This window comes from Polynucleobacter sp. UK-Gri1-W3 (assembly GCF_018881595.1).
In the GTDB taxonomy this organism is placed as follows: domain Bacteria; phylum Pseudomonadota; class Gammaproteobacteria; order Burkholderiales; family Burkholderiaceae; genus Polynucleobacter.
This window is the reverse complement of record NZ_JACVQA010000008.1, coordinates 322,242-335,041: the sequence shown is the minus strand read 5'-3', so window position 1 is coordinate 335,041 and position 12,800 is coordinate 322,242. Positions and strand designations below refer to the sequence as shown.

The 12,800-nt window shown below is 41.5% G+C and carries 14 protein-coding genes; 4 read left to right on the top strand and 10 right to left on the bottom strand.

Annotated features, from left to right (window positions below):
• Positions 1-19 precede the first annotated feature (19 nt).
• Positions 20-1,279, bottom strand: a complete 1,260-nt coding sequence (gene urtA, locus ICN36_RS09600; RefSeq protein WP_076024347.1) for an urea ABC transporter substrate-binding protein — start codon at positions 1,277-1,279, stop codon at positions 20-22.
• A gap of 395 nt (positions 1,280-1,674) precedes the next feature.
• Here urtA and ICN36_RS09595 point away from each other — a divergent pair, with 395 nt between their 5' ends.
• From ICN36_RS09595 to ICN36_RS09585, 3 genes are all read left to right on the top strand, one after another.
• The gene (locus ICN36_RS09595; protein ID WP_216228135.1) at positions 1,675-1,971 is read left to right on the top strand and encodes a GIY-YIG nuclease family protein; all 297 of its coding nucleotides are present in this window, start codon (positions 1,675-1,677) and stop codon (positions 1,969-1,971) included.
• A gap of 126 nt (positions 1,972-2,097) precedes the next feature.
• A complete protein-coding gene (locus ICN36_RS09590; RefSeq protein WP_216228134.1) occupies positions 2,098-2,394 on the top strand; it encodes a hypothetical protein in 297 nt (98 codons plus the stop codon).
• A gap of 330 nt (positions 2,395-2,724) precedes the next feature.
• On the top strand, positions 2,725-3,291 hold the full coding sequence (locus ICN36_RS09585; protein WP_216228133.1) for a site-specific integrase: 567 nt from the start codon (positions 2,725-2,727) through the stop codon (positions 3,289-3,291).
• A 14-nt stretch (positions 3,292-3,305) separates the two neighbouring features.
• On the opposite strand, the gene ICN36_RS09580 is transcribed toward ICN36_RS09585, so the two are convergent.
• Complete coding sequence (locus ICN36_RS09580; RefSeq protein ID WP_216153349.1) at positions 3,306-3,839, bottom strand: DUF6036 family nucleotidyltransferase; 534 nt, start codon at positions 3,837-3,839, stop codon at positions 3,306-3,308.
• Positions 3,836-4,168, bottom strand: coding sequence for a hypothetical protein (locus tag ICN36_RS09575; protein WP_216228132.1), 333 nt, complete (start codon positions 4,166-4,168; stop codon positions 3,836-3,838). Before ICN36_RS09575 ends, ICN36_RS09580 begins: the two co-directional genes overlap by 4 nt.
• A gap of 503 nt (positions 4,169-4,671) precedes the next feature.
• Between ICN36_RS09575 and ICN36_RS09570 the strand changes: the two genes are divergently transcribed.
• Positions 4,672-4,848 (top strand): hypothetical protein, encoded by a 177-nt coding sequence (locus ICN36_RS09570; protein WP_216228131.1) that lies wholly within the window; start codon positions 4,672-4,674, stop codon positions 4,846-4,848.
• A 172-nt stretch (positions 4,849-5,020) separates the two neighbouring features.
• Here ICN36_RS09570 and ICN36_RS09565 read toward each other — a convergent pair whose 3' ends face one another.
• The 7 genes from ICN36_RS09565 to ICN36_RS09535 are packed head-to-tail and all read right to left on the bottom strand — an operon-like array spanning position 5,021 to position 12,740.
• Positions 5,021-6,760, bottom strand: a complete 1,740-nt coding sequence (locus ICN36_RS09565) for a thiamine pyrophosphate-dependent enzyme (protein ID WP_216228130.1) — start codon at positions 6,758-6,760, stop codon at positions 5,021-5,023.
• A gap of 48 nt (positions 6,761-6,808) precedes the next feature.
• Entirely contained in the window at positions 6,809-8,023 is a 1,215-nt protein-coding gene (locus ICN36_RS09560; protein WP_216228129.1) for a cytochrome c, read from the bottom strand.
• Between the two features lie 46 nt (positions 8,024-8,069).
• Entirely contained in the window at positions 8,070-8,555 is a 486-nt protein-coding gene (locus tag ICN36_RS09555) for an ion channel (protein ID WP_071466101.1), read from the bottom strand.
• Positions 8,552-9,415: an FUSC family protein gene (locus tag ICN36_RS09550; RefSeq protein WP_216228128.1), complete on the bottom strand. Its 864-nt coding sequence runs from the start codon at positions 9,413-9,415 to the stop codon at positions 8,552-8,554. The genes ICN36_RS09555 and ICN36_RS09550 overlap by 4 nt, the downstream gene beginning before the upstream one ends.
• The gene (locus tag ICN36_RS09545) at positions 9,403-10,308 is read right to left on the bottom strand and encodes a hypothetical protein (RefSeq protein WP_216228127.1); all 906 of its coding nucleotides are present in this window, start codon (positions 10,306-10,308) and stop codon (positions 9,403-9,405) included. The genes ICN36_RS09550 and ICN36_RS09545 overlap by 13 nt, the downstream gene beginning before the upstream one ends.
• Positions 10,286-11,347, bottom strand: coding sequence for an HlyD family secretion protein (locus ICN36_RS09540; RefSeq protein WP_216228126.1), 1,062 nt, complete (start codon positions 11,345-11,347; stop codon positions 10,286-10,288). The genes ICN36_RS09545 and ICN36_RS09540 overlap by 23 nt, the downstream gene beginning before the upstream one ends.
• Positions 11,292-12,740, bottom strand: a complete 1,449-nt coding sequence (locus ICN36_RS09535) for a TolC family protein (RefSeq protein WP_216228125.1) — start codon at positions 12,738-12,740, stop codon at positions 11,292-11,294. The genes ICN36_RS09540 and ICN36_RS09535 overlap by 56 nt, the downstream gene beginning before the upstream one ends.
• Positions 12,741-12,800: the final 60 nt, after the last annotated feature.

Below are 12,800 nucleotides of genomic sequence, written 5' to 3'. Positions count from 1 at the left end.
AGGGCATTTCTATTGAAAATTACTGTACTGAATCAGGCTTGCCTGCGTTTCCGTCAATGTACTGACTCCATGGTTTGGCTGGAATAGCTGTTGGAGTTTTGTAGATTACGTTGAATTGTCCGTCTGCCTTGATTTCACCAATCATGACTGGCTTAGACAAATGGTGATTAGCCCCCATCACCTCAAGATATCCACTTGGAGTGTTGAGTTTTTGACCAATCATTGCTTTACGAACAGCATCAACATCGGTTGTGCCCGCTTTTTCAACAGCCGCTTTCCACATCAAGATACCAGTACGACTAGCCTCCATTGGGTCATCTGTCAAAGGCTTGCTAGCCCCTGGCAACTTTTTCTCTACAGAGTAAGCAGCCCACTGTTTTTTCCACTCGTCATTAACTGGGTTCTTAACTGACATGAAGTAATTCCATGCAGCCAATTGACCTACCAACGGCTTGGTATCAACGCCACGCAATTCCTCTTCACCAACAGAGAATGCCACTACTGGAACATCTTTCGCTTTCAAGCCCGCGTTACCCAATTCTTTATAGAAAGGAACGTTTGAGTCGCCATTGATAGTAGAAACAACTGCTGTCTTACCACCTTGAGAGAACTTCTTGATGTTGGCAACGATAGTTTGATAGTCAGAATGACCAAATGGGGTGTATGTTTCTTGAATATCATCATCCTTAACACCTTTAGATTTCAAGAATGCACGCAAGATCTTATTGGTTGTGCGTGGATATACATAGTCAGTACCCAAAAGCACCCAACGCTTAGCCCCGCCACCTTCTTTACTCATCAAGTACTCAACCGCTGGAATAGCCTGTTGATTTGGCGCTGCGCCAGTGTAGAAAACGTTACGAGACATTTCTTCGCCTTCGTACTGCACGGGGTAAAATAGTAAGCCATTGAGCTCTTCAAAAACTGGCAGTACAGATTTACGTGATACGGAAGTCCAGCAGCCAAAAACAACCGAAACCTTATCTTTAGTTAAAAGCTGTCGAGCCTTTTCAGCAAATAATGGCCAATTGGAAGCTGGATCAACTACTACTGGCTCTAATTTACGACCCAATACGCCGCCGCTTTTATTAATCTGGTCAATCACCATCAAATCCATATCTTTAAGTGATGTTTCGGAGATTGCCATTGTTCCGGATAGTGAATGCAAAATACCAACCTTAATTGGCTCCTTGCTTTGAGCCATCGCCAAATGACTTAAACCTGTAAAACTCAAAGCCGCAGCCAAAGCTGACAACTTCAAAATTGATCTACGCTTCATGTCTCACCTCTTGAGTAAATTAATCAGTTGGGCACATATAACCACTGCCATCATTGATTAGAGGATGTTTCATGTTGGTGCCAATTCAAATAATCACCAAAACAGAGCGCCTGCACCAAAACAAAGCGTCATCAAATTAAGAATTGCACTAAGAATAGGAATTTATGCAATTACAAAGGGGATGCCCTATTTTTCACTTTGTCATTTTTGATGGAACCATGGACACTTGAACTAGGACAACTTTTTGTCGGTTATGGGATTGATAGTCTAGCCCTGTTTATGGGGGTTAAATGACTTGTAAGTGTCGCGAAACGCGACACTTAGCCAATAAGGGTCGGGCCTATTGTTTAAATAGCACTTTCCTGACAAGATTATAAAAAACGTAAGGAATTAATATGGCTACCAAAAAAACCACGCCCCTCACAAAAGCTGGTACCAAGAAGATATCAAGCGAAAAACCAGGAGTTTACGATATCAAAAATCAACAAGGTGATTCGGAATACGTCGGCATGGCAAAAAAGGGGCGGATGCAAGGACGAGTGGAAGAGCATTTGCCAACGAGCGCAAAAGATCCAGTAAAAAATGGTAGTAAGGTAAAAATTACAAATACAAAAACTAAAGAAGCGGCCTTAAAGAAGGAAAAGCAGCTCATCAAATCAAAGCAGCCGCCGCAAAATAAAAAAGGTAAATGAAATGAGCGCGATAATCTACGATTTAAATGATGTACCCGTAGCCGTATTTAATGGCAATGACATCTATACATATGATGGTCATGCAGCAACATATGTAGAGGGACAAGTTGTGGTGGGATGGAAGCTTTGGCTAAGAATGACATTCAAATGGATATCATTCGTGAATTGGCTAATGGCGATTTTCCAGCCGATGAGAGTCTGCTGTTTTCTTGGATTGCTCATTACGATCCTCAAACAAAAGTCAATACTGCAGTTAAGGGCTATCTAGTGTATTCACCAGAATCTCATGAGATCTATGTGGATATTGATAGTTCAGAGTTTGGCACTTGCGAGCAATGGGAGCTAAAAGCCCACCCCTGCAAAGCCGTGGGAACAGGGATTCCAGCAGTAGTAGCAAGTACTGCTGACTTAGCCTGCTGGTAAAGCCACCTCAAAATCGCCTTACAAGCATTGGTCTTTCAAGCTCGAATGCTCTTGGAGCTGATATTCCATAAATTGCTTGTAGGGCTGATTTGAAGCATTAGCTAAGGTCGTCGCCTAAAGACGACAGATCTTAGTAAATATTGCTAAATACTTACAGAAAGAAAGAGTCTAAGAATATTCACATATTCTTAGCCCAGTCTTGTAAGTCATTGATTCTTGGAAGGTCTTTTTGTCCTGTTACACGACGCTTAGCAAACAAACTGAGGTCGACCTTTTCCTGTTAAGGAAACATACTTAAAACGCACATTTTATTTATGACAGGAAAACCAAATGGCACAAGCAAAAACCTTATCTCAAGCAGAACTTGATCAAGTTCTAGACTACGTTAGTACCAAAAAATATGCTTTGCGTGATCGCGCAATTATTCTTACCAGCTTTCTCGGAGGACTGAGGGTCGCCGAAATCGCTTCTTTAACTATGGGGGATGTAGTAAACCCTGATGGCACCATTAAAAACGAGATTCGACTATCGGCAGCGCAAACTAAGGGCAAACACCCCAGAACCGTTATCGTATCACAGCGTTTACAAGCGGAATTGGCTAATTACCTCACCACAAGGCATGCCAAAGGCGCTGATACCCCCTTCTTTCACACTGATCACCGCTTACGCTTTAGTCCCAATGGCTTATGCGTTTGGTTTCATCAACTTTATAAGAATGTGGGCATTAGCGGCGGAAGTAGCCACTCGGGAAGAAAATTTTTTATTACGACCTTGGCTAATAAAGGCATCGGCGTTCGAATCTTAGCCAGTCTTGCTGGCCACAGATCGATTGCTGTAACGCAAAGATATATCGATGTAAATGATGAACAAAAGAGAAATGCTGTGGAGCTTATCTAATATAAAGTAAGGCATTACTCTAAATTGAGTGATGCCTTATCTTCGGCAACACGCTGCTTAACCGATTTTTCTTCGAAATCATCCAAGAAAGCGGTTTGACGTAAGCGATATTCAATGGTGGGCATTGAAAGTAAATCAGCTTTTAAGCCCTCTTTAATCCAAATGCGATCCCTAATTTCACCTCGAGCATATTTGGAGATTGCAGCGTCATTTAACTCAAGAAATAACGCCCGCACATTGCCAAAGTCGTGAACCACAAAGCGATCCTCCCAGCCATCAGGCAGCGTTGGTAAGTCCGGACTGGCTGCATCTACGTAATAACCGAATTCATCTTCAAACGCACTACCTTGACCAATAATCGCAGCAATCTCACCTGCGCGAGCGGGATCATCTTTTGGATACATATCTACATCAATAGATCTCACCATCTCATCTGGAGGGGGAACTTCAAGACCCAGGGCGGTCAGGCTACCAATAATGACGTAGTCAGTGTGATTGGTAATCTTTTTAGCTTCAGTTAATACGTGATGAATATGATTCAGGTTCAACGAACTTCTTTCATCAGAAAGCTAAATGGGGAATTTTGTGCAAGCGCATGTGCTTGAGGAGCGTCACCACAAACCTCTTGCTCCATTTCGGACGGGTCGGCATTTATCAATCTTCTCCAGGAGTCGATATAAAAACGACTACATAACTCTTTTTCCTCCCACATCCGAATACGAACTTCAGCTTGATGTACTACATCATTGCGACGATCAGATCGAAGCAATATCAGAGCGTGACGATGCAACCTACCAAGTTTTTCGTACTTCTCGGCATCAGCTTTGCGTGCTAAGACACGCATGGAAAGGGATGGATTAGGTTTAACGCTTTGCATGGCTTAAGTATATATAGGAGCCAAAAGAAGAGCAAGATCGGCTAAAAGACCTAAAAATCCGCTTGTTTTAGCAAAAATCAAGTTATTTCCGCAAAGTAAAAACTAGTTCGCACCCCTGTCGCCGATCTTATAAAGCAACGCCTTATGAATTCTTAATGGATGTTCAAAAAGCCATAACCTCCTAGTAAAAATATTTCTATAACACGGCCGCATTTTCGAGCTAATTTGTTGCTGTCTTCTTAGTCAAATTTCAATATTATTTTTATTAAATTTCTTCAAATAGAGTTTTTTGGGTATTTTTTCTTAAAATAAAAATCACCCTACAAGCCAATATCTAAGTGTCTTTGATTTTTCACAATTTTGTGTCAAGGAAATAAAACAACATCGAAATTTGCGCGAAAAATACGAAAAAAATTAGACTGCTTCTTTCAACACAAAACGCATCACCGGCAATCTCGCCAAAACCGTGTTGATAATTTTTTTAAAAATCAAGGAGCAGCACCATGAGAATCACCGCAAATCAAAAGCAAGAAATCGCTAACGCCATTTTGGTAAAACTCGATGCATTAGCAAACCGTCGTCAAGTATGGCAACGGGACTTTTACGATAAATCCAATAAGGCGCTAATAAATACCGAAGATAAAATAAGCATACCCACATTACTATTAAGTATGTCGTAAATCTTTGCCCATATTTGATGAGAGGAGGTTTCTATATCCTTTTCTACTGTCGTAGCCTCATCACTAATCTTTTTGGCTATTTCGTGGCGATAACGCTCTTCAGCTTCAATAAGGCTTTTTTTACTCTCGTCTAGCATTTATTCCCCGCAATAAAATATAAAAATTAATTTACTTAAGTTTTTAAAATCTCATGCTTAGCACTTTGCATCGTATTTTCTAATAAATTTTCTACATCAGAAATACGGCCATTGAGAATTGCTTTAGCACTATAAGCGGCCATACCAACGACGTTTTCCAAATTTATGGTTGGAGGCATCACAAGCTCTGAGCGATTTGTATGGACATCAAGCAGCGCTGGCCCTGGATAAGCCAAAAATTCCTGCATTGACTTATCTAGGTCAATAGCATTTTTAACTTCAATACCTTTAATACCTACAGCTTCTGCGATCTTGGCAAAACTAGGGTTTTTGAGATCGGTGTAGTTATTTAATAAACCGTCGGCCTTCATTTCTAGCTCTACAAAATCAAGCGCGCCGTTATTTACAACAACAATCTTAATAGGCAAGTTTTCTTGATTAATCGTAAGCAAATCACCCATCAGCATTGCCAAGCCTCCATCGCCACACAGGGCTATCACCTGACGATCGGGATATGCTTTTTTAAGCCCAAGTGCCATGGGCATACTGTTAGCCATGGTACCGTGTCTAAGGCTCATTAAAAATTTCCTCTGGCCGTTTACTTTGATGTGACGCAAGGCCCATACCCATGATGTTCCGGTATCAGCGGTAAATAATGCGTCCTTAGCGGCGTAATCACTTAGGAGGCGAGCCATATATTGGGGGTGAATAACCTTGCCATCTCCCATTTCCTCTTCCGCCTTAAGAGTTTCTTGAGTTTTTTTGGCAACTTCTAGGCAGTGGTTTAAAAATTCATCATCTGCACGTTGGGCTAATAATGGAATAAGCCCCTCCAAAGTAGGAACAACATCTCCTTGAAGCCCAAGAGTAATTGGATGCCTTCTACCTAATCTTGCGGCATCACGATCAATTTGGATAATTTTGGCATGCTTAGGATAAAACTGACCCCAGGCAAAATCAGCGCCAAGCAACAGCAGGGTATCGCATTCCGACATCATATGAAAGCCAGAGTGAATTCCTAATAAGCCTGTCATGCCCACGTTATAGGGATTATCGTAGGCAACGATATCAGTAGCTCTTGAGGTATGTGCAATGGGCGCTTTTAATTTTTTGGCAAGATCAAGCAAGAGATCATGAGCTCCTTGACAACCAATTCCAGCATAAATCCCAACCTTCTTACCCGAAGCTATTATTTCAGCCGCTTTTTCCAGGTCTACTTTAGCGGGAACGCAAATCGATTTTGGAAAATGCACGGAATATTGAATCGCATCTTCCACTTCCGTTTTGCTGATATCAACAGGCAAAATAATGACGGCGGGACCCTGCTTGCTAATAGCGGCCTGGCAAGCTAATACAGCAACATGTCTAGCCTGCTCAGCGTTATAGACTTGCTCACAAAAAACTGAACAGTCTGAAAATACCTTTTGATAGTCGACCTCTTGTGGCATATCCATACCCAGAGTCATGGTATCAATCTGACTAGCGATCACGATTAATGGAATACGAGCGCGATGAGCCTCATATACACCGTTGATTAAATGCAGGGTTCCTGGCCCACACGAGCCTGCACAGCCAGCAAGATTACCGGTCATATAGGATTCTGCGGTTGCTGCAAATGCTCCAACCTCCTCATGCCTGGTGTGAATCCATTCAATACTACTTTTAGATAAAGCATCAGTCACATAATTTAGGGTATCGCCTACAACTCCATATATATGCTTTACTCCAGCAGACTCTAAAACTTCCATAAGCACTTGGGCTGCATTTTTTTTCATTTAAGGTTCCTTATTAGATACATTGCTCAATTACGCTACAGATAGTTTTTAAATTCCTGGGTTAGCTCTGATATTTTTCACCATCGACTGCGTCACATTGGGCGCAGCTGAATTACCCCAGCTGCCACGAACATAATTGCTTAGCTGAGCAATTTCCTCGTCATTTAATCGAGAGGCAAATGAAGGCATTGGAATATATCCATTTCGACTACCAATTCCCCTAATGATGACTTTGACAATATCTGCCCCATTTGGAGCTATCACAGCGGGATTAGAAGCTAACGGCGGTATGACATTTTGAATACCCCGCCCATTTGATTGATGACAGCCGCTACAGTTATCGATATACAGGCGGGCACCTTCACTCTTTGATTTATCAATCGTCTTAACTTGATTATTTAGGCTTGAACTCGCTGGCAAAGTTTTAAGGTAAACGCCCATGGCCAACAAATCACTATCACTTAGCTTGCTTGTGCTGTTATGTACAACCTCCTGCATAGGCCCAAGGGCGGTGCTTTTTCCTGGGTACTTTCCAGATTTAAGATAGTTGGCAATATCTTGGGCAGTCCAAGACCCTAAACCTGTACGTAAGTTAGATGTGAGATTAAGTGCAAACCATCCATCTACCAGCGCACCAGTAAATGCCTTAGATTGCTCAATTGCTCCCATAACATTACGTGGAGAATGGCACTCGCTACAATGCCCCAATCCTTCAACAAGATAAGCTCCGCGATTCCAAGAGGCAGATTGAGAGGAATCAGGCTTAAAGAAGCCTGGAGTAAAAAATAACTCACGCCAAAACACCATTGTTGAACGAATATTGAATGGAAACTCTAGGTGATTTATCGAAATTTCATTTGATACTGGCTTGATGGTCTGTAAATAAGCGTAAATTGCATCGACATCCTCGCGACTAACCTTGGCATAAGATGTAAAAGGCATTGCAGGATACATATCCTGGTCTTTTTTGTTTACACCGTCATGGATTGCTCTAAAAAACTCATCTTTACTCCATGACCCAATGCCAGTCTTCACATCAGGGGTGATATTAGGAGTTAAAAGGTAGCCAAAAGGCGTATTCATTCTGAGTCCACCTGCAAAGGGCTGGCCCCCAGGGGCAGTATGGCAAGATATGCAATCTCCAGCCGTAGCAAGATACTCCCCTCTTTTTTCAGGAGTTTGAGCGAGGGTGAGATTGACTGCAAAAAGCAAAAGTGTCGCAGTGCCATTTAGCAATGCTGGAAGAAACTTTATTTTTTTCATTTAATGACTTTCAGATATCGACTTTTAATGAAAAATGATTGGCAACTTACTTATTTTTATTACGCTCAACCAATAAAATCTGGAGCATATTAAAAAGCCCAGCGCCTGAGATAGAAACTGCAAAAATTCCAGAAAAGGCTATAACTAAGGGTAGGCCACGCCATTCAGGCGATAGTTGATAATTTCCATATCCCACGGTGGTATACATCTCTCCGGCAAAATAGAACGAAGCTAGCGGATCTGAAAAAACGCCCATACCATCTAACATGTAAGCATAAAAGAGCAGATCCATCATGTGAGTGAGCACAATCAGAAACATAACAAAAGCGTAAGGCAGAAAACTTACTCTTGCTTTCCAGCTTACAGAGGTTCCCGTAATGAAGCGCCCGAAACCTCTTGTGATTGAAAGTACTAAAAAGCTATGAATAACAAAAATGAGGATTGCGCTGAGCATAAAAACATCAATACCTCCGCCAAAGATATTCTCAGCATAAAAAGTGAGCAGCTTGAGTGGGTTTTGAAAATTAGTCATGTTCTGTAGTTAAGAGACGTTATTTGAGTGAACTTGCTAAGGGCATTATTTAGCTTCAGCGCCCTTCTTTGAATCGTAGACTTTATTTTGTCTTGCAATTCGACAGGCTCCTGCTGGGCATAGGAGAGATCTAAAAGGAGCGATATCACTCTTTGTTGCAGTCTATTAATCCTATTGGCAGCACGCAGCTCATTACATGGGCCGCCAAGTCCATACCCAGAAGCGGAGAGTAACTCTTCAAAAGATTCTGACTCTGCTTTTAGCGCCATTGCCTGATCGATGCCAGACTTTGCGTCCATACCTGCCAAAGTGCTAAGTTGCAAGAGATTCTTGGAAATACTAGCTGCAATTTTTTGAGTCGACTCTACCAACTCAACTCTGGCATTACGGACTCCATATACATATTTTTGAATAAACAGAAATAAAGCGATGCCCGCTAAAACAGCCATAAAACGTGCAATGAGAAACGATATTGGCTCAAAAGAAGTAAATGGTAGATTCATATATTCAAAATTAAGACAAATCGCCACGGTTACAACCATAATGAAGTAACGATAGTTTTGCTGAACAGCAAACCCCAACACATAAGCCAAAATAATGCCCACAAGAAACACAAGCTGATAGTTATATCTTAGGAATATTTCCAAAACTGTGGCTATTAGCAATCCAGCAATGGTGCCAATAATTCGGTTACGGGACTTTTCTATTGTCAAACTTGCGCTAAAGGGTCCAATGATCGCAGTTACCGATACTGCTACCCATAATCCTTGATCCCACTGCAAAACTTGAGCAACTAGAAGTGAGAGAACAATTAGCCCCACGACCTGCAAAATTCTATTTTTAAAATTTAGGCTAGGCATTTTGAATTCCAATACTCAGCTAGATCTTTTAATGTAGCGGCCAATTTGGCATCTCTCAAAACCTCAGTGCCCTGAGCCAGTTTATCTAGCTCTATTACATGTGATTGGCAGATAGAACGATGAATTACATCAAGCACTTCTAGCGTGGATTTGGCATGTGTTTTTTGAGCAAATGAATTACCCCTGATCTGGAGCTGGAGTGACTTGAAGAATGGCATTAATCCATAGATGGCTGGCTGAACTTGCTCAGCCTGGTTTTGCATCGCCAGAAGGCTCATCAAGGTCTGATTATCAAACTTGTTCAAATTTGAATCGCCCCCAATAAATTGGCGATCAGCCTCTAATAAGCGAAGCGCTGCACTTTTGATAACCCGATCATGAAGATTTGGAAAAAGAAGTAAAGCAAATAATCCCGCAGCAGCATATTCAAAATAGAAAAGAGTGTGATTTATAACGCCATTAAGGTCTGTTGCAACATCTCCTTCAAGAGAAGCAATCCCAATCAAAATCAAAATCCCGACTACATTGGCAGTTAATCCATCTTTAGCGATTAATCTGTAAAGAATGAGCGCCCATGCCCCTACTCCGATCAATAAGCCCCACTTAAAGTATGAAACCAAGCCAAAAATACTGTTGGTAGTTACACAAAGTATGACAATCCCTATGTATCCCAAGATCTTTTTCTTATGGGAATTCATTGGCGGCAATTCAGTTGCCGCTACTGCAACGGCAGTTACTAGCATTTCCAATACTGGAACTGTTGGCGACTTAAAAAATGCATTGACTATAAAAAGCACAACCCCAACATAGGCTACCTTTAGGGCTGACAATCGGCAAACCCAATAAGGATCTGCCCGATCAAATAGGGGGCTACTGACTGCGTATACGAACATACACAGACATTCCATTCTCAAGAGGATACTTAGGATCAGCGTTAGTAATTTCAATAATTACCGGGAGTCTTTGGGGCAGCAACAGCCATTTGTTTTCTGTGGCAATAATCTGATTGCCCGTAAAGGGCTGGGTAATCTGCCTTGTAATACCAAATGGGTTGCTAACAACAACCCCTTCGAACGATTTGCTGCCAAAGTAGATTCTTGGGTATACCGTTACTTTGTCGCCCTGCTTTACGCCAGCTAAATCCGTTTCTTCAATATTTGCTTGGACATATGCATTGCCGCTATTTACTAGAGTAAATAATGTTTCTCCGGGCGCTACATTTTTACCAATACCTAAAAAGACATTTTGGACTTGACCATCCGTAAGAGCCTTAATTGTGGAATCATTTAAAACAATTTCTGCCTGATCTCTGGCGCTCTTTAATACTGTCAAATTATTTTTAGCCATCTCAACTTCGTATTGATCTATTTCCAGCTGATCTGCAAACCCTGCGGTGATATTAGATTGAGCCTCTATCTTATGTTTCAAATCAGAGAGCTCAATTTGTGGAATGCCGCCTTTGACAGAAGGATGATTTTTTTGACGGTACTGATTTTTAAGAATCTCTAAATTTTCTTTTGCTGCCTGTAAGTTGTGCTTTGTAAGATCAACTTTCTTGGATAGAGCTTTAATACTTGTTAGGCCTTTTTCATATTGCGCATCTGCAGCCTCAAAGAGTAATCTGTAGTTATCCGAATTTAGCTTTACTAAAGTATCTCCCGACTTAACTACCTGCCCATTCTTCACTAAAACTTCAGCAACTGATCCAGCCACTTTCGAAGAAACTGGCGTTTGAATACGGACAATGTAAGCATTGTCAGTTAATGTAAATAAAGAAGTTAAAAAGTATCCGATGGCAAGCAATCCACCCAAGGCGAAGATTGCTGTAGCAAAGTTGAGCTTACCCAATTTCTGACGCAAATTGAGCTGGGCAAGTTTACTTTTGAGTAGGTCGTACTTTTCCGTTAGATATTTCAAGATTTTGTTCTTCATAAATTGATCCACCGCCCATGCTTTGATATAACTTAGCCATTGCAATTAACTCAGTAAGCTTTGTCTGCGTTACTGCAGCATCTACCAAGTTATATTGGGCTTTATTTTCAAGAAATTGCGATTCAGAGAGTAAACCCTGCCGATACATTGACTCTGATATTTTCAAATTATTTTTAGCTTTAACAAATGCTTCAGTGTCATGCCCTAGCTTTACTCTTTGAGCCTCATAAGCTGAGAGCGCATCATCCGTTTCACGTAATGCAGAATTAACTACATCAACATAAGCAATGGCAGCCGATCTATAAACCGCATTACTAGAACTAATTGCCCCGATTATTTTAGGATCGAGCACTAATGCAGCGTATGCAGCCTGAAAATTAGCATTTGAGCTAGCGTTAGACCCATTTTGTGTAGTTTTGATGTTGGTTACTAGCGCATTTAAGCTAATAGATGGAAAGAGTGAACTAGCAGTTGCGGTCACCCCATAGTTTGTCGCATCTAATCTTGCCCTTGCAGCAGCAACATCTGGTCTAGTAGACACTACAGATGCCGGCATATTTCCTGGAGAGGGGACATCCGTATTCATTTGATCCAATGATTGCTTAGTTTTAATTCGACCAATTCCTCTGCCCACCAGAATTAAAAGCGCATTTTGTGCTGCTTGTTGATTGGCACTATTTTGTGCGAGCTGCCCTGAAATGACATTTAACTCCAGCTCTAATTGGTTTTGACCGTACTCGGTACCAAGCCCTCTTGCAGATAATGAAGAGGCGATTTGAGCACGCTTTTTTAAAGACTCCTGCATATCCTGCAGTATCTGGGTCTGGCGCTCAGTAACTAATACAGCCACATAAGCAGTTGTCACTTGGGCAATCATTACCGTTCTAACCGCAAGGTAATCCGCCTGTGAAGCTTCAAGTATTTGCCCAGCCTGCATTTGCCTTGCAGGCTGTTGCAGCAAATTCACTACATAAGTGGGCAAGAAGCCTACAAAGCCGCCAACATTAGCTACAGGAACAGATAATCCCTGAAAGAATAAAGTCGTATTGCCGTTTATAGATCCCCCAAAGAAGTTTAGGGAAGGAAGCCAACCTAATTTGACGGTATCAAGTTGAGCCTGAGCTTGCTCAATGCTATTAATAGACTGGAGTATTTGACGATTGTTTTTTAAGCTCTCACTAACTAGCTCATTTAATTCATCACTTTTGAGCTCTTGCCACCATGGATATAGTGGTAGAGGCCTCTCTTGAGCAGAATTTTTAATTGCAGGCCACTGTTCTGGCATCTTGACGTCGGGCGGAGTCCCATCACCATACATCATGCAACCGCCAAGGAGAATGCCGATGGACGAGAGAGAAATTATTCTGTGTTTCGAGATAATTTTAGAGAGCATGCTCGTTTAAAGGCCATCTAAAGCGGATTTATTTGAAATGATTATCAAATACATCCCTTG